The sequence below is a fragment of the Spirillospora sp. NPDC029432 genome, assembly GCF_040703975.1.
Classification (GTDB): domain Bacteria; phylum Actinomycetota; class Actinomycetes; order Streptosporangiales; family Streptosporangiaceae; genus Spirillospora.
Genome location: NZ_JBEZWH010000071.1, coordinates 1 through 16,360 on the forward strand (window position 1 = coordinate 1; position 16,360 = coordinate 16,360).

The window sequence follows — 16,360 nt, forward strand, 5'->3', positions numbered from 1 at the left end:
AGCGACCTCCCGGGCAAGCTCGGCGCGCTGACCACCCCGCCCTGACCGGCACGCCGTGACCCGGACGCCGCCCCGCCACGGCACGGCGACGTTCGAGAGAGATGAGGCAGATGGCCACCACGTTCGACGAGAGGCGGGCGGCGGGCGCGGAGTCCGGCGCACCGGCGAAGAAGGGGCGAGGCAAGCCCAAGAAGGACGTGTCGGGATCGCGCCGGCTGGCCGCGATCCTGCTGTCCCCGACCCTGCTGGTGCTGGCGCTCGTCGTCGGCTACCCGGTGATCGCGGGCTTCCGCGAGTCGCTGTTCACCAAGGGGCAGGGCCTGGACGCCGACGGCTTCGTGATCGAGGGCGAGCGGTTCGTCGGGCTGGACAACTACACCGCGATCTTCTCCGGGGACAGCGCCGACGCGTTCTGGAACGCCTTCGGCAACACCACGTTCTTCACCGTCACCACCGTGACGCTGGAGACGGTCATCGGCGTCGCCATGGCGCTGATCATGCACTGGGCGTTCCGCGGCCGCGGCATCGTGCGGGCCAGCGTGCTGGTGCCGTGGGCGATCCCCACCGCGATCTCCGGGCTGCTGTGGCGGTGGATCTTCCAGGCGGACGGCGCGTTCAACGCGGTCATCCGGCACCAGGTGCTGTGGACGGCCGACGGCTTCGAGTCCAAGCTCGCGGTCGTGATCGCCGAGGTGTGGAAGACCTCGCCGTTCATCGGGCTGCTGGTGCTGGCCGGGCTGCAGCTGATCCCGCGCGAGGTGTACGAGGCCGCCAAGGTGGACGGCGCCGGCGCGGTCCAGCAGTTCTTCCGGATCACGCTGCCGCTGGTCAAGCCGGCGCTGCTGGTCGCGGTGCTGTTCCGGATGCTGGACGTGCTGCGCATGTTCGACCTGCCGGCGGTGCTGATCGGCGTCAACAAGAAGTCGGTCGAGACGCTGACGATGATCTCCTGGTTCGAGGCGAACAACCTGCGGTACGGCTCGGCCGCCGCGTACGCCACCGTGCTGTTCGTCTACATCGCGGTGATCTCGTACCTGTTCGTCAGGCTGCTCGGCGCCGACATCATCGGCGAGGCCCGCGAGACGGTGAAGGCGGGCCGCGGCAGGAAGGCCAAGAGGAAGGGGGTGCGCGCATGACCGCCGTCGCCGCCGGGGCCCGCAAGGTCCTGCCGTACGTGGGCATCGCCGCCGTGGTGCTCTACTGCCTGGTCCCGTTCTACTGGATGATCGTGTCGGCGTTCCGGCGCCCGCAGGACCAGTTCGACAACTCGATCGTCCCGGCCCGCTGGTCGCTGGAGAACTTCGCCGCCGTGTTCGGCGGCGGCAACGGCTTCGGCCGGGCGCTCGTCAACAGCTTCGTGGTGGCCGGGATCACCACCGTGCTCACGCTGATCGTCGGGGTGTTCACCGCGTACGCGCTGGCGCGGCTGACGTTCCCGTTCAAGAACGCGGTGCTCGGCGTCATCATCGGCACCACGATGTTCCCGGGAATCTCGCAGCTCATCCCGTTGCTGAAACTCTTCACCGACATCGAGTGGATCAACACCTACCAGGCGATGATCCTGCCCAGCCTCGGCTTCGCGCTGCCGCTGACGGTGTGGCTGCTGACCGCGTTCTTCCGGCAGCTGCCGTTCGAGCTGGAGCAGGCCGCGATGGTGGACGGCTGCACCCGCGGCCAGGCGTTCCGCAAGGTCGTGGTGCCGCTGGCGGCCCCCGGGGTGTTCACGACGGCGATCCTGACGTTCATCGCCGCGTGGAACGAGTTCATCATCGCGCTCTCGGTGGTCAACAAGAAGGAGATGCAGACCGCCACGGTCGCGATCTCCAAGTTCACCGGCGTGTCCGGCTTCGACCAGCCGTTCGGCACCCAGATGGCGGCCGGCGTGATCGTCACCGTCCCGCTGGTCGTGGTGGTGCTGATCTTCCAGCGCCGGATCGTGGCGGGTCTCACCGCGGGGGGAGTCAAGTAACGGCCGCTCCCGACGCACACTGGGGGTCGGAGGGACCAGCGACCCCGCACGCGCTCCGCACGAACACACGTCAAGGAAACCCGACAAAGGACACCATGACGCAGCACACCATCGACGTCACCCCCGCCCCCCGGAACACCGCCGGGTGGTGGCGTGACGCGGTCATCTACCAGGTGTACGTCCGCAGCTTCGCCGACTCGAACGGGGACGGGATCGGCGACCTCGCGGGCGTCCGCGAACGGCTTCCCCACCTCGCCGAGCTGGGCGTGGACGCGCTCTGGCTGACCCCGTTCTACACCTCCCCCATGGCCGACTTCGGGTACGACGTGGCCGACTACCGCGACGTCGACCCGATCTTCGGTGACCTCGACGACGCCCGCGCGCTGATCCGCGACGCGCACGAGCGCGGGCTGCGGATCATCGTGGACGTCGTCCCGAACCACAGCTCCGACCGGCACGCCTGGTTCCAGGAGGCCCTCGCCGCCCAGCCGGGAAGCGCCGCCCGGGAGCGCTACATCTTCCGCGAGGGACGCGGCGAGGACGGCTCTCAGCCCCCCAACGACTGGGAGTCGGTCTTCGGCGGCCCCGCCTGGACGCGGGTCCCCGACGGCCAGTGGTACCTGCACCTGTTCGCGCCCGAGCAGCCCGACCTGAACTGGGAGAACCCGGAGGTCCACGCAGAGTTCGAGGACGTGCTGAAGTTCTGGCTCGACCTGGGCGTGGACGGCTTCCGCGTCGACGTGGCGCACGGCATGGTGAAGGCCGCCGGGCTGCCCGACGTCGGCTTCAGCGACCAGGTCACCATGCTGGGCCGCACCGTGCTGCCCTACTTCGACCAGGACGGCGTCCACAAGATCCACCGGTCCTGGCGGGCGCTGCTCGACTCCTACGAGGGCGAGCGCATCGCCGTCGCCGAGGCGTGGGCGCCGAACGCCGAGCGGCTCTCGCTGTACGTGCGCCCGGACGAGCTGCACCAGGCGTTCAACTTCCACTACCTGACCGTCGGCTGGGACCCGCGCGAGAAGCGCGACGTCATCGACGAGTCGCTGCGCACCGCGGGCCAGGTCGGCGCCCCCACCACCTGGGTGCTGTCCAACCACGACGTCAAGCGGCACGTCACCCGGTACGGCGACGGCGAGGTCGGGCGGCGGCGCGGCCGCGCGGCCGCGATGCTGATGCTGGCGCTGCCCGGCTCGGCCTACATCTACCAGGGCGAGGAGCTGGGCCTGTCGGAGGTCCTGGACCTGCCCGAGGAGTTCCTCCAGGACCCGCAGCGCGCCCGCGACCCCGAGTCCGGCCGCGACGGCTGCCGCGTACCGCTCCCCTGGTCGGGCGACGCGCCGCCGTTCGGCTTCGGCCCCGGCGAGGCGAGCTGGCTGCCGATCCCGCCGCACTGGGCGGACCTGACGGTGGAGCGCCAGTCCGCCGACCCGGACTCGATGCTGTCGCTGTACCGGTCCGCGCTGCGCCTGCGCCGCGAGCACCCCGCGCTCGGCGACGGAACGCTCCGCTGGCTCGTCGGCCCGCCCGGCACGCTGGTCTTCTCGCGCGAGGCCCTGCCCGGCGCCGGCGCCCCCGGCGCGCGCCTCACCTGCGCGGTGAACCTCGGCGACCGCACGGTGCGGATCCCGGCGTACGGCCGGCCGCTGCTCGCCAGCGGCCCGATCCGCCCCGACGGCGACTGCATCGTCCTCCCCCCGGACACCGCCGTATGGTGCGATGTCACAACCGGCGGCGAGCCGGACGGGGAACGATAAGTTATGGCCATGACGATGCGCCTGGCCGACATCGCTGCCCATGCGGGAGTCAGCGAGGCGACGGTGAGCCGCGTGCTCAACGGGAAGCCAGGCGTGGCCGCGGCCACCCGCCAGGCCGTGCTCAGCGCGCTGGACGTGCTGGGGTACGAGCGGCCGGCGCGGCTGCGGCAGCAGCGGGCCGGGCTGATCGGGCTGATCGTGCCGGAGCTGATCAACCCGATCTTCCCGGCGTTCGCGCAGGTCATCGAGAACGCGCTGGCGCTGGCCGGGTACACCGCGGTGCTGTGCACCCAGTCGCCCGGCGGGATCACCGAGGACGACTACACCGAGCTGCTGCTGGAGCGCGGCGTCTCGGGGATCATCTTCGTGAACGGGCTGCACGCCGACTCGCGCTCCGACCGCGCCCGCTACGTCCGGCTGACCGACCGCGGGCTGCCGATCGTGCTGGTGAACGGGTACCGGCCCGACATCGAGGCGCCGTACATCTCCAACGACGACACCGCGTCGCTGGAGATGGCGGTGGCCCATCTGGCCTCTCTCGGCCACCGGCGGATCGGGCTGGCGATGGGGCAGGGCCGGTTCGTGCCGTCGATCCGCAAGACCGAGGGGTTCCGGCGCGGCATGGCCGAGCATCTGGGGATCACCGACATCGACGAGCTGGTGGCCAACACGGTGTTCACGGTGGAGGGCGGGCAGGCCGCGGCGCAGCGGCTGCTGGACCGGGGCTGCACGGCCATCTGCTGCGGCAGCGACATCCTCGCGATCGGCGTGATCCGGGGCGCCCGGCAGCGGCATCTGCGGGTGCCCGAGGACGTGTCGGTCGTGGGGTTCGACGACTCGCTGATGACGCCGTACCTCGATCCGCCGCTGACGACCGTGCGCCAGCCCGTACGGGAGATGGGGCTGGCGGCGGTGAGCACGCTGCTGGAGGAGATCGGCGGCACCCGGGCGCCCAGCACCGAGCTGCTGTACCGGCCCGAGCTGGTGGTGCGCCGCTCGACCGCGCCGGCGGCGCCGCCGCTGTCGATCGCCGCCGAGGGCTGAGCCGGGCGTGACCGCGGGCGTGCGGCGGAGGGGCGCGGGTGCCGGCCCGCGCCCCTCCGCTCCCGGCCCCCGGGAACGACCTGGCACGGCGCGAGGGAGGTACGGCCCGGCCCGCCAGGTCCACGACGGGAGCGCCCCGTGCCACACCCAGACCTTGGGAGCGCTCCCATACCCCAGCCTCGCGGCCGCCGCACGGTCTGTCAACATGTCCGCAGCCCCCCGGCGGGCGCCGGGTAACGGTTGTGTTGCGGGCCATTGACAACCACATGTCCGCCCGTCTTTCATCCGTGGGAGCGCTCCCACACAAGTGATGGCCGCCACCCTCCCCCCGGTCGGTGCGGGCATCCGAGCCATCCCCCCACCCACCCGCACGACCTGAGAGGGGTCGGAATGAGGGTCACCAAGCGACGCGGCCGCAGGCCGGCAGCACGGACCGCGGCCGCGCTGCTGGCCGGGGTCCTCACGGCCGCCGGACTCGCCGCCTGCGGCGGCGACGACGGCGAGAGCGGCTCCGGGCCGATCGAGCTGACCGTCGACGTCTTCGGCGAGTTCGGCTACGAGCAGCTCTACAAGCAGTACGAGGCGTCCCACCCGAACGTCAAGATCAAGCAGCGCAAGGTCTCCAGCCTGGACGACTACAAGCCGCGCATCCAGCAGTGGATGTCCACCAACAGCGGGGCCGGCGACGTGGTCGCGCTGGAGGAGGGCATCCTGCCCGTCTACATGCAGCAGCCCGGCAAGTTCGTGAACCTCTTCGACCATGGCGGTCGCGAGCTCCAGGGCAACTTCCTGCCGTGGAAGTGGCAGATGGGCCTCACCCCGGACGGCAAGCAGCTGATCGGGCTCGGCTCCGACATCGGCCCGCTCGGCATGTGCTACCGCAAGGACCTGTTCAAGAAGGCCGGCCTGCCGACCGAGCGCGCCGAGGTCTCCAAGCTCTGGCCGACCTGGGACGCGTTCCTGAAGACCGGCCAGGACTTCATGGGCAAGCAGCCCGACACCAAGTGGCTGGACGGCCCGACCGCGATCTTCCGCGCCACCGTGCTGCAGAACGCCGGCGCCGGCCCGGGCTACAGCTTCTTCGACAAGAGCAACAACCTGGTGTTCGACACCAACCCCGCGGTCAAGCAGGCGTTCGACACGTCGCTGAAGTTCTCCCAGAACAAGATGACGGCGGACATGGCGATCTTCACCCCGCCGTGGCAGACCGCGCTCAAGCGCGACACGTTCGCCGCCGTGCCGTGCCCCTCCTGGATGCTCGGCGGCATCGAGGAGTTCTCCGGCGAGTCCGGCAAGGGCAAGTGGGACGTGGCGAGCATCCCCGGCGGCGGCGGCTACTGGGGCGGCTCCTGGCTGGCGGTGCCCAAGCAGTCCAAGCACCAGAAGGAGGCCGCCGAGCTGGCCAAGTTCCTGACCTCGCCGCAGGGCCAGGTCGGGGCGTACAAGGACAAGAACACCTTCCCGTCGTCGCCGCAGGCGGCCAAGGACCCGGCCGTCGGCGACTCCAAGAGCGCGTACTTCAGCGACGCGCCGACCGGCCAGATCTTCGGTGACATGGCCGCGCAGGTGAAGCCGGTGCACCTCGGCCCGAAGAACGAGGACGTCCGGCTCGCGGTGGAGAACGTCCTGATCGCGGTGGGCCAGGGCAAGGTCAAGCCCGAGGAGGCCTGGACGAAGGCGGTCGAGGAGGCCAAGAAGGCCGCCCGGTAACCGCTCCCCTCTCCGGCCGCGGCGCGCTCGCGTACCCAGGGCGCGCCGCGGCCCGGTGAAGGACCGCTTCCCGCTCCGCGCTCCCACTCGCACTCCTCCGGAAGGAGGCGCATGACCATCGACGTCCGACCCGAGACCGCGGCCGCGACGCCGCCCCCGGCCTCCGGCCCCCGCAAGCCGGGGTGGCGGGCCCGGCTCGCCCGGCTCGACCTGAAAGCCTCGCCCTACCTGTTCATCTCGCCGTTCTACCTGGTCTTCATCGTCTTCGGGCTGTTCCCGCTGCTGTTCACCCTGTGGGTGTCGCTGCACGAATGGGGGCTGGCCTCGGGGACGCGCGAGTTCGTCGGCCTGGAGAACTTCGAGTACCTGCTCTCCGACGCCGACTTCTGGCACGCCACGGTCAACACGATCGGGATCTTCGTCGTCGCGACCGTCCCGCAGCTGCTGCTGGCGCTGTTCCTGGCCAACACCCTGGCCCGGCGGATGCGCGGCAGCACGTTCTGGCGCATCGGCATGGTCGCGCCGCTGGTCACCTCGACCGCCGCGGTCGCGATCGTGTTCACCCAGATGTTCGACCGCGACTACGGCATGATCAACTGGGTGCTCGGGCTGGTCGGCGCCGGGGACATCGACTGGCAGGCGAGCCGCGGCTGGTCCTGGATCGCGGTCGCGGCCATGGTCAACTGGCGCTGGATCGGCTACAACGCGCTGATCTACCTGGCCGCGATGCAGGCGATCCCGAAGGACCTGTACGAGGCGGCGGCGATCGACGGCGCGTCCCGGATGCGGCAGTTCTGGCAGATCACCGTGCCGATGCTGCAGCCGACGATCATCTTCACCGTCATCATCTCCACGATCGGCGGGCTGCAGCTGTTCACCGAGCCGGTGCTGTTCGGCATCGGCACCAGCAACAAGATGGACGGCGGCTCGCTGCACCAGTTCCAGACGATCACGATGTACATGTTCGACAACGCCTTCACCGACGACCGCTACGGCTACGGCGCCACGGTGGCCTGGGCGCTGTTCCTGCTGATCATCGTGTTCTCCCTGCTCAACTTCCTGTTCGTGCGGCGCACGGGAGGCGCGAAATGACGCTTGTGACCCCGGTGCGCGGCCGGACCGGCAAGCAGCCCGGACGGCTGCGCGGGCTCTGGGAGGCCAGCCCGCTGACGTACCTGACGCTGGTCGTGGCGCTGGTCCTGTCGATCTTCCCGATCTACTGGATGATCGTGGTGGCCACCCGCACCAACGCCTCGGTGTCGGACGTGCCGCCGCCGCTGCTCCCCGGCGGCAACATCGGCGACAACGTGGGCCGGCTGTTCGACAACCCGGACGCCTACTTCGCCCAGGGCCTGCTGAACTCGGCGATCGCCTCGTCGGTCGTCACGGTCTCGACGGTCTTCTTCGCCTCGCTGGCCGGCTTCGCGTTCGCCAAGCTGCGCTTCCGCGGCAAGAACGCGCTGCTGCTGACGATCATCGCGACCATGATGATCCCGGTGCAGATGGGGATCATCCCGCTGTACATGATCATGGTGGAGATCGGCTGGCAGAACCAGCTCCAGGCGGTCATCGTGCCGTTCCTGGTCACCGGGTTCGGCGTCTTCATGATGCGGCAGTACGCGGCGCAGGCCGTCCCGGACGAGCTGATCGAGGCCGCCCGCGTCGACGGCTGCACCACGTTCGGCATCTACTGGCGGGTCGTGCTGCCGGCACTGCGCCCGGCCGCGGGCGTGCTCGGCCTCTTCACGTTCATGCAGACCTGGAACGAGTACATGTGGCCGCTGGCGGTGCTGACCCCCGACAACCCCACGGTGCAGCTGTCGATCAACAACCTGGCCAACGCCTACTTCAAGGACTACACGCTCATGTTCGCCGGGACGACGGTGGCGATCCTGCCGCTGCTCGTGGTGTTCGTCGTGTTCGGCCGCCAGATCATCGGCGGAATCATGGAAGGTGCGATCAAAGCGTGACCTCCGTACAGGAAAGCAGCAGTACGCCGCCGGCGCCGGTGCTGGCGTTCCCGGCCGGGTTCCGCTGGGGGGCCGCGACGGCCGCGTACCAGATCGAGGGGGCGGCGGCCGAGGACGGGCGCGGGCCGTCGATCTGGGACACCTTCTGCCGGACGCCCGGCAAGGTGCTCGGCGGCGACACCGGCGACGTCGCCGTCGACCACTACCACCTGTTCCGGGACGACATCGCGCTGATGTCGGAGCTGGGGCTGACGGCGTACCGGTTCTCGATCTCGTGGCCGCGGGTGCAGCCGTCCGGGAGCGGCCGGCCGAACGCGGCCGGGCTCGACTTCTACCGGCGGCTGGTGGACGCGCTGCTGGAGGCGGGCATCGAGCCGTGGCCGACGCTCTACCACTGGGACCTGCCGCAGAAGCTGGAGGACGCGGGCGGCTGGCCGGAGCGCGACACCGCGTACCGGTTCGCCGAGTACGCCGGGCACGTCCACGAGGCGCTCGGCGACCGGGTCGGGCAGTGGATGACGGTGAACGAGCCGTGGTGCGCGGCGTTCCTCGGGTACGCGTCGGGCGAGCACGCGCCCGGCCGCCGCGAGGGGCCCGCCGCGCTGCGCGCCGCCCACCACCTGATGCTCGGGCACGGGCTGGCCGTGCAGGCGATGCGCGAGCGGCGCCCGGAGCACCGGTTCGGCGCGGCCGTCAACCTGTACGCGATCAGCCCGGCGAGCGGCTCGGCGGCCGACCTCGACGCGGCGCGCCGCGTGGACGGCATGCAGAACCGCTTCTTCCTCGACCCGCTGCTGCGCGGCTCATACCCGGCCGACGTGCTGACCGACCTGGAGGAGCTGGGCTTCGACGCGGCCGTCCGGCCGGGCGACCTGGCGGTCATCAACCAGCCGCTCGACCAGCTCGGCGTGAACTACTACTCGCGGTTCACCGTGACGGGCGAGGCCGGTACGGCCGGGCAGGCGGCGACGTCGCCGTTCGCCTCCCACTCCCCCTGGGTGGGCAGCGAGTCGGTCGGGTTCGTGGACGGCGGCCGCCCGGTCACCGGGATGGGCTGGGAGATCGACGAGAGCGGCCTGCACGAGGTGCTGACCCGGCTCCACACCGACTACCCGCCGGTCGACCTCTACATCACCGAGAACGGCGCGGGCTACGACGAGGTCCTGAACGGCGAGGACACCGTCCACGACGCCGACCGCATCGCGTACATCGACGCGCACCTGCGCGCCTCGCACGGGGCCATCGCCGACGGCGTACCGCTTCGCGGCTACTTCACGTGGTCGCTGCTGGATAATTTCGAGTGGTCCTGGGGCTACTCGAAGCGGTTCGGGCTGGTGCACGTCGACTACGCGACCCAGCGCCGGGTGCCCAAGGACAGCGCACGCTGGTACGCGGGCGTGATCCGGCGCGGCGGACTGCCGGATCACGGCTGAACCGTCGCGGGGTGGAGAAGGGGCCGGATGAAGAGGCGACGCAGGTGAGGCGCTCCGCGGAGCGCCCCACCCTCGAAGAGGTGGCGGCCCGGGCGGGCGTCGGGCGGGGCACGGTCTCGCGGGTGATCAACGGTTCGCCGCGGGTGAGCCCGGAGTCGCGCGAGGCCGTGCTGCGGGCGATCGATGAGCTGGGGTACGTCCCCAACCGGGCCGCGCGGACGCTGGTGACCCGGCGTACCGACACGGTGGCGCTGGTGGTGGCCGAGTCCGAGCAGCGGGTGTTCGACGAGCCGTTCTTCGCGGGCATCATCCGCGGGATCAGCTCGGAGCTCAGCGACACCGGGCTCCAGCTGCTGCTCGCCCTGGCCCAGTCCCCGGAGGAGTACGCGCGGCTGGAGAGCTACCTGACCGGGCAGCACGTGGACGGGGTACTGCTGACCTCGCTGCACGGCGACGATCCGCTGCCGGCCAAGCTGGAGGCGGGCGGCGTGCCGACGGTGCTCGGCGGCCGCCCGGTCGGGCTCACCCCCGTCTCGTACGTGGACGTCGACAACCGCGACGGCGCCCGGCAGGCGGTCGAGCACCTGCTGGGCCAGGGCCGGCGGCGGATCGCCACGATCGCCGGCCCGCAGGACATGGGCGTGGGCGTGGACCGCCTCACCGGCTACCGGGAGGCGCTGGCCGCGGCCGGGCTGCCGGAGCTGGTGGTGTACGGCGACTTCAGCGAGGCCAGCGGCGTCGAGGCGGCCCAGGAGCTCCTGGACCGCGAGCCGGACATGGACGCCCTCTTCGCCGCCGACGACCCGATGGCCCTCGGCGCGATGCGCGTCCTGAAGAAGCGCGGCCGCCGCATCCCGGAGGACGTGGCCGTGATCGGCTTCGAGGACTCGGCCAGCGCCCCGGTCGCCGACCCGCCGCTGACGACCGTCCACCAGTCGGTCGAGGAGATGGGCCGCCAGATGGCCCGCCTCCTGATCTCCCGCATCCAGGGCGAGTCCGTCCCCGACCCGGTCGTCATCCTCCAACCCCACCTGGTCGTCCGCGAGAGCGCCTGATCAGAATGAATTCAGAACGTGGTCGGATACGCTGGGGCCATGAGCACCGCCGGTCCGGACGCCGTGACCTTCTCCGACCTCTCCCGCAATCCCCGTGCCGTGGCCGAGCGGGCGGCCCGCCTGGGACGGGTCCGCATCACCCACCGTGACGCTCCCGACTTCTACCTCACGGCCGCCGACCGCGAGGAGCGGCGGGACGAGAACCTGGCGACCGCCTCCAGGCTCTTCCTCGCCTTGCTGAAGCACGACCCCGGCGCCCGCGATCTCCTGCGCGCGATGCCGGAGGTGTTCCCCTGGGTGCGCCACCTCAGCACCGACGAGGTGCGCGCGTTCACCGTGGAGCTGGTCAACGCCCTCTCGGACGCGGCCGAGCTCGATCTCGGCACTTCGATGCACGAGGTCATCATCGGCTGGCGGGCCACGGCCCGCATCAAGGCCGACCCCGAGCAACTCGAAGAGGCCACGCGCCCCACCACCGGAGACTTCGGCCCCGTGGACGTCGCCCCATGAGCCCCAAACGGGGAGACAGGGTCACCGTCCCCCCACTGGCCGCAGGGTGGGACGTCCGTTTCGGGACCGGCGACGCCGTACGCGGCTGGGAGGAACTCTGCCGCCTCGCCCTGGGGAACACCAGGCGCTGCCTGGAGGCTCTGCGCCACGAACCGCGCTCTCACGCCAACCACGATCGCCAGCACCGGCTGCGCGGCGACCTCGGGACGCACCGGCACAACGGCCTGAACCTGGAGCAGTGGGAGTACGAAGTCACCAGCGGTGGCCGCGTCCGCTATGTGATCAACGATGCGGACCGCACCGTCTGGATCGTCTACGCCTCGCCCCGCCACCCAAAGGACACCGACCGCTGACGACCACGAGATCGACTATGGGTCCGGTGATGCCTGGGACGCTCATGTCGCCGCGTTCCGGTCCGGGCTCTCCGCGCCTGTCGACGCGGTCTTCTCCGCTGAGGCGTACGGGCCCGAGCTGGCTCGCCGTTTCGCGGCCGTGCACGTGCCGGTGGATCCGCCGCGGGAGCGCTTTCCCGTCAGCGGCACCGCCGTGCGTGCGGACCCGGCCGCCAACTGGGAGTGGCTGTCGCCCCCGGTCCGCGGGTACCTGGCGCGCCGGGTCGTGGTCGTCGGTGCCGAGTCCACCGGGACGACGACGCTGGCCAGGGCCCTCGCGGGGCATTTCGGCGGGCGCTGGCCGGAGACGCGGTACGTGCCCGAGTACGGCCGCACGTACACCGAGGAGAAGCTCGCCGCCGCCCGGCGGGCGGCGGGCGACCCTTCGCTGTGGCTCGACGACCTCGTCTGGGAGCCCCGCGACTTCGCGCTGATCGCCGAGCGCCATCTCGCGCTGGAGGAGGCGGCCGCCCGGGCGGGCTCGCCCGTGCTGGTGTGCGACACCGACGCGTTCGCGACGGCCCTCTGGTACGAGCGCTACCTGGGCGAGCCGGCGCCCGGGACGTTCCGGCGCCATACCGGCCGCCACCATCTGTGGATCCTCACCGATCCGGCGGGCGTGCCGTTCGAGCAGGACGGCTGGCGCGACGGCGAGTCCGTGCGTCTTCGGATGCACGGACGCTTCCGGGAGGAGCTGGAGCGCCGGGGTCTCCCCCACGTCACGGTGACCGGGCCGCACGAGGCGCGCCTGGGCGCGGCCGTGGAGGCGGTCGAGGCGCTGCTGGAGAAGGGGTGGTCCTTCGCCGCCCCGCTCAGCCCGCCTTGATCCCCGGGTCCTGCGGCCGGCCGGGGACCTCCAGGGCCAGCCGGCCGGAGCTGAAGCGGGCGACCGCGGCGGCGATCTCGTGGTGGGGGCGTCCCGGCAGCAGCGCCATGTCGATCATGCGGAAGTCGCCGGTCGTCTTCCGCCAGCGCAGCTCCTTCCTGATCTTGTCCTCCGGTGGCGGGGCCTGTTTCGGCACCGCCGCGACGTACTCGTGCGATCTCCAGCGCGGCCTGCCGGGCCGGTGGTCGCGGAACGTGAGCCGCTCGATCTCGTCCCACGGCAGGTACGCGCCCTTCTCCCCCATCCGCCGGGCGATCCCCTGCTGATCGATGACCAGTTCCTCGTTCGTGAGCGACAAGGCCCACAGCACGAGCAGGCCCAGGCCGCCGAGCACGGCCGCGAGCACCCACAGCCCGGTCGGGATGGGCCCGCCCAGGATGTTCGCCGCCGCGATGGTTCCGGGCACCGCCCAGATCAGCGCCAGGAACAGCAGGGAGTCCACATGCCAGAGCTGGCGCCGCCCGGAGACCCGCCAGGTGGCCGCCGGCTCCGCGGAGTCCGGTTCGGGTCGGGGCGGGTCCGGCCGCCGCGGCGGCGTGGTCGGCACGTCCACCGGGAGGGTGGCGGGGCGCTCGGGGCGCTCGGTGCGCGGCGGGGCCGGCGGGGGCGTCGCGGATCCGGCGGGGGGCGGGGCGAGCATGGCGAGCAGCTGGTGGGTGCTCGGGCGGCCCGCGGGGTTCTTCTCCAGGCAGCGGGCGATCAGGGGGCGCAGTTCCGCCGGGACGGCGCCGAGGTCGGGCTCGCCGTGGACGACGCGGTAGACGATCGAGGCCAGCGAGTCGTGGCCGAACGGGGCGGCGCCGGTGGCGGCGAAGGCCAGCACCGAGCCGAGCGAGAAGACGTCCGAGGGCGGCCCGGCGCTGTCGCCGCGGGCCTGCTCGGGCGACATGTACGCGGGCGTCCCCAGCACGCCGCGGGTCACGGTGGTGGAGGTGGCGTCCAGGGCGCGGGCGATGCCGAAGTCGATCAGGCGCGGGCCGTCCGGGCCCATGATGACGTTGCCGGGCTTCAGGTCGCGGTGCACCAGGTTGCAGTCGTGGACGGCGATGAGCCCCTCGACCAGGGCCGCCCCCAGGGTCCGGACGGCGTCGGGCGGGAGTGGCCCGTGCTCGTTGACCGCGTCCAGCAGGGACGGGCCGGGCACGTAGGCGGTGACCAGCCAGGGGGTCTCGGCGTCGGGGTCGGCGTCGACGACCTGGGCGGTGTAGAAGCCGCCGACCCGCTTGGCGGCCTCGACCTCGCGGGCGAACCGGCGCCGGAACTGGGCGTCCGCGCCGTACTCGGCGCGGATGAGCTTCACCGCGACGGGCCGGCCGCCCGGCGAGTGGCCGTGGTACACCTGCCCCATGCCGCCCGCGCCGAGCCGGCCGGTCAGGGTGTACCGGCCGATCATGCGCGGGTCGGCGGGCCGGAGGGGGTCCATGGGCGCTCCCGTCGTCCCGTGGTGAGCCGCCGTCACGGGACGGCAAACGATCAGCCCTCCAATACCACCACAGAACCGCGGCCGGCGATCAGGGAACGAGGTAGTCGGAGTCGCGCGCGTCGGTGATGGCCATGTGGCCGGGGGCGTGCCCGATGGCGAACTTCGGGCGGGACGCCATCACGGCGGCCTGCGGGGTGACGCCGCACGCCCAGAAGACGGGGATCTCGCCCAGGCGGACGTCGACCGGGTCGCCGAAGTCGGGGGCGTCCAGGTCGGCGATGCCGAGTTCGGCGGGGTCGCCGATGTGGACGGGCGCGCCGTGGACGGCCGGGTAGCGGGAGGTCACCCGGACGGCGTCGGCGACCTGCTCGGCCGGGACCGGGCGCATGGAGACCACCAGGGGGCCGCCGATGTCGCCGGCCCGGCGGCAGGAGCGGCCCGTCCGGTACATCGGGACGTTGCGGTCCTGCTCGATGTGCCGGACCGGGACGCCCGCCTCCTGGAGGGCGGCCTCGAAGGTGAAGCTGCACCCGATGAGGAACGCGACCAGGTCGTCGCGCCAGTACTCGGTGGCGTCGTTCACCTCGGCGACCGGCTCGCCGTGCTCGTAGACGACGTAGCCCGGCAGGTCGGTGCGGAGGTCGCCGCCGAACAGGGCGGCGGACGTCTGCCCCGGCTCGGTCACGTCCAGCACTGGGCACGGCTTGGGGTTGCGCTGGGAGAAGAGCAGGAAGTCGTACGCGTGCTCGCGCGGCACCGCGATCAGGTTGGCCTGGGTGCTCCCGGCGCACCAGCCCGCGGTGGGCACCCGGAGGCCCGCCCGGAACAGGCTCCTGGCCTGTTCCGGGGTGAGGCCGGCCGGGTCGATCGGCCGTTCGGCCATGGTCACCTCAGTTCCAGAGATCGGCGATTCCGGTCAGGGAGTTCCAGCCCAGGTACAGCGTCAGTACCCAGGCGGCGGCGCCCAGTACCAGCAGCCAGGCCGGGTACCGGTAGCCGCCGAGCAGGTCGCGGCGGCGGGCGGCGATCCACATCAGGAGGCCGAGGCCGAACGGGAGGATCAGCCCGTTCAGGGCGCCGGCGAGGATCAGCAGGTCGACCGGGGTGGTGCCCAGCGACAGGTAGAGGACGGTGGACAGCGCGATGAACGCGACCACCAGCCAGTTGCGGTTGCGCTCGATCCAGGAGTGGAACGACACCAGGAACGACACCGAGGTGTACGAGGCGCCGATCACCGAGGTGATCGCGGCGGACCACATGATCAGGCCGAAGATCCGCAGGCCGGCCTCGCCGGCGGCGTGCTCGAACGCGGAGGGGGCGGGGTTCTCGGCGGCCAGCTTGGCGCCGCCGGCCACCACGCCGAGGACGGCCAGGAAGAGCAGCGCGCGCATCAGGGCGGTGACCAGGATGCCGGTGATCGAGCTGCGGGTGATGCCCTTGACGTTCTCCGGGCCGGTCAGCCCGGACTCGATCATGCGGTGGGCGCCGGCGTAGGTGATGTAGCCGCCGACCGTGCCGCCGATGAGGGTGGTGATGACCAGGAACCGCACCTCTTCGGGCGCCACCGTCTGGACGAGCGCGTCGCCGATCGGCGGCGAGGAGACGATCGCGACGTACAGGGTCATCACGATCATGAGGAAGCCGAGGGCGACCACGATCCGGTCCATCGCGACGCCGGCCCGCTTGCTCAGGAAGATCCCGATGGCGATCAGGGCGGAGATCGTTCCACCGATCTTGACGTCCAGGCCGAGCAGGGCGTTGAGGCCGAGCGCGGTGCCGGCGATGTTGCCGATGTTGAAGATGATCCCGCCGAAGACGTCCAGGGCCGCCAGCGCGTAGCCGGCCCCGGGCAGCACGCTGTTGCCCAGGTCCTGGGCGCGGCGGCCGGCGACGCCGATCACCCGCCACACGTTCAGCTGGATCGCGATGTCGACCAGGACCGACACCAGGATGGCGAACGCCATCGCGGCGCCGAGCTGGGCGGTGAAGACGGTCGTCTGGGTGATGAAGCCGGGGCCGATGGCGCTGGTCGCCATCAGGAACATCGCGCCGAGGAGCGCGCCGCGGCGCGGTGCCGACGGCGGCGTCCCGCCCTTGTCGAGCGTGACGTGTTCGGTCATGGTCGGTCTCCCCTGGAGGGTACGCGTTTCCAGTAGGGTAAGGATTGTTCAACAATCCAGCAATCCCCAAGTTGATGAATTCAGCGATACG

15 protein-coding genes are annotated in these 16,360 nt (G+C 71.5%); 12 read left to right on the forward strand and 3 right to left on the reverse strand.

All coding sequences use genetic code 11. The features are described from left to right. The first annotated feature begins 101 nt into the window (after nt 1–101). The 12 genes from AB0881_RS34855 to AB0881_RS34910 all read left to right on the forward strand — a co-directional run bounded on the left by AB0881_RS34855 (nt 102) and on the right by AB0881_RS34910 (nt 12,666). Nucleotides 102–1,136, forward strand: coding sequence for a sugar ABC transporter permease (locus AB0881_RS34855; protein WP_366624045.1), 1,035 nt, complete (start codon nt 102–104; stop codon nt 1,134–1,136). After that, complete coding sequence (locus tag AB0881_RS34860) at nt 1,133–1,969, forward strand: carbohydrate ABC transporter permease (RefSeq protein ID WP_366624047.1); 837 nt, start codon at nt 1,133–1,135, stop codon at nt 1,967–1,969. Before AB0881_RS34855 ends, AB0881_RS34860 begins: the two co-directional genes overlap by 4 nt. 95 nt (nt 1,970–2,064) lie before the next feature. Continuing rightward, nucleotides 2,065–3,726, forward strand: coding sequence for a glycoside hydrolase family 13 protein (locus tag AB0881_RS34865; RefSeq protein WP_366624049.1), 1,662 nt, complete (start codon nt 2,065–2,067; stop codon nt 3,724–3,726). Between the two features lie 9 nt (nt 3,727–3,735). Beyond that, nucleotides 3,736–4,770: a LacI family DNA-binding transcriptional regulator gene (locus AB0881_RS34870; RefSeq protein ID WP_366624051.1), complete on the forward strand. Its 1,035-nt coding sequence runs from the start codon at nt 3,736–3,738 to the stop codon at nt 4,768–4,770. Nucleotides 4,771–5,160: 390 nt separating this feature from the next. Then, nucleotides 5,161–6,480, forward strand: coding sequence for an extracellular solute-binding protein (locus AB0881_RS34875; RefSeq protein WP_366624053.1), 1,320 nt, complete (start codon nt 5,161–5,163; stop codon nt 6,478–6,480). Nucleotides 6,481–6,591: 111 nt separating this feature from the next. Beyond that, the gene (locus tag AB0881_RS34880; RefSeq protein WP_366624055.1) at nt 6,592–7,572 is read left to right on the forward strand and encodes a sugar ABC transporter permease; all 981 of its coding nucleotides are present in this window, start codon (nt 6,592–6,594) and stop codon (nt 7,570–7,572) included. Then, on the forward strand, nt 7,569–8,450 hold the full coding sequence (locus tag AB0881_RS34885; protein ID WP_366624057.1) for a carbohydrate ABC transporter permease: 882 nt from the start codon (nt 7,569–7,571) through the stop codon (nt 8,448–8,450). The genes AB0881_RS34880 and AB0881_RS34885 overlap by 4 nt, the downstream gene beginning before the upstream one ends. After that, on the forward strand, nt 8,447–9,883 hold the full coding sequence (locus tag AB0881_RS34890) for a GH1 family beta-glucosidase (protein ID WP_366624059.1): 1,437 nt from the start codon (nt 8,447–8,449) through the stop codon (nt 9,881–9,883). The genes AB0881_RS34885 and AB0881_RS34890 overlap by 4 nt, the downstream gene beginning before the upstream one ends. Before the next feature lie 44 nt (nt 9,884–9,927). Beyond that, the gene (locus tag AB0881_RS34895) at nt 9,928–10,938 is read left to right on the forward strand and encodes a LacI family DNA-binding transcriptional regulator (protein WP_366624060.1); all 1,011 of its coding nucleotides are present in this window, start codon (nt 9,928–9,930) and stop codon (nt 10,936–10,938) included. Nucleotides 10,939–10,977: 39 nt separating this feature from the next. Next, on the forward strand, nt 10,978–11,448 hold the full coding sequence (locus tag AB0881_RS34900; protein ID WP_366624062.1) for a hypothetical protein: 471 nt from the start codon (nt 10,978–10,980) through the stop codon (nt 11,446–11,448). Then, nucleotides 11,445–11,801, forward strand: a complete 357-nt coding sequence (locus AB0881_RS34905) for a hypothetical protein (protein WP_366624064.1) — start codon at nt 11,445–11,447, stop codon at nt 11,799–11,801. Before AB0881_RS34900 ends, AB0881_RS34905 begins: the two co-directional genes overlap by 4 nt. A gap of 139 nt (nt 11,802–11,940) precedes the next feature. Further along, entirely contained in the window at nt 11,941–12,666 is a 726-nt protein-coding gene (locus AB0881_RS34910) for an ATP-binding protein (protein ID WP_366624066.1), read from the forward strand. On the opposite strand, the gene AB0881_RS34915 is transcribed toward AB0881_RS34910, so the two are convergent. The 3 genes from AB0881_RS34915 to AB0881_RS34925 all read right to left on the reverse strand — a co-directional run bounded on the left by AB0881_RS34915 (nt 12,653) and on the right by AB0881_RS34925 (nt 16,269). After that, nucleotides 12,653–14,149 (reverse strand): serine/threonine-protein kinase, encoded by a 1,497-nt coding sequence (locus tag AB0881_RS34915; protein WP_366624068.1) that lies wholly within the window; start codon nt 14,147–14,149, stop codon nt 12,653–12,655. The two genes, AB0881_RS34910 and AB0881_RS34915, sit on opposite strands and share 14 nt — an antisense overlap. Before the next feature lie 88 nt (nt 14,150–14,237). After that, a complete protein-coding gene (locus tag AB0881_RS34920) occupies nt 14,238–15,032 on the reverse strand; it encodes a putative hydro-lyase (RefSeq protein ID WP_366624070.1) in 795 nt (264 codons plus the stop codon). Nucleotides 15,033–15,039: 7 nt separating this feature from the next. Beyond that, nucleotides 15,040–16,269 carry an NRAMP family divalent metal transporter gene (locus AB0881_RS34925; protein ID WP_366624072.1) on the reverse strand — a complete coding sequence of 410 codons (1,230 nt, stop codon included), beginning with the start codon at nt 16,267–16,269 and terminating at the stop codon, nt 15,040–15,042. Nucleotides 16,270–16,360: the final 91 nt, after the last annotated feature.

Bases quoted from the DNA above. Each gene is read 5' to 3' on its own strand.
- AB0881_RS34915 (WP_366624068.1), bottom strand. From the start codon at position 14,149: ATGGACCCCCTCCGGCCCGCCGACCCGCGCATGATCGGCCGGTACACC.
- AB0881_RS34865 (WP_366624049.1), top strand. From the start codon at position 2,065: ATGACGCAGCACACCATCGACGTCACCCCCGCCCCCCGGAACACCGCC.
- AB0881_RS34905 (WP_366624064.1), top strand. From the start codon at position 11,445: ATGAGCCCCAAACGGGGAGACAGGGTCACCGTCCCCCCACTGGCCGCA.
- AB0881_RS34920 (WP_366624070.1), bottom strand. From the start codon at position 15,032: ATGGCCGAACGGCCGATCGACCCGGCCGGCCTCACCCCGGAACAGGCC.
- AB0881_RS34925 (WP_366624072.1), bottom strand. From the start codon at position 16,269: ATGACCGAACACGTCACGCTCGACAAGGGCGGGACGCCGCCGTCGGCA.
- AB0881_RS34880 (WP_366624055.1), top strand. From the start codon at position 6,592: ATGACCATCGACGTCCGACCCGAGACCGCGGCCGCGACGCCGCCCCCG.
- AB0881_RS34885 (WP_366624057.1), top strand. From the start codon at position 7,569: ATGACGCTTGTGACCCCGGTGCGCGGCCGGACCGGCAAGCAGCCCGGA.
- AB0881_RS34875 (WP_366624053.1), top strand. From the start codon at position 5,161: ATGAGGGTCACCAAGCGACGCGGCCGCAGGCCGGCAGCACGGACCGCG.
- AB0881_RS34900 (WP_366624062.1), top strand. From the start codon at position 10,978: ATGAGCACCGCCGGTCCGGACGCCGTGACCTTCTCCGACCTCTCCCGC.
- AB0881_RS34860 (WP_366624047.1), top strand. From the start codon at position 1,133: ATGACCGCCGTCGCCGCCGGGGCCCGCAAGGTCCTGCCGTACGTGGGC.
- AB0881_RS34855 (WP_366624045.1), top strand. From the start codon at position 102: ATGAGGCAGATGGCCACCACGTTCGACGAGAGGCGGGCGGCGGGCGCG.
- AB0881_RS34870 (WP_366624051.1), top strand. From the start codon at position 3,736: ATGACGATGCGCCTGGCCGACATCGCTGCCCATGCGGGAGTCAGCGAG.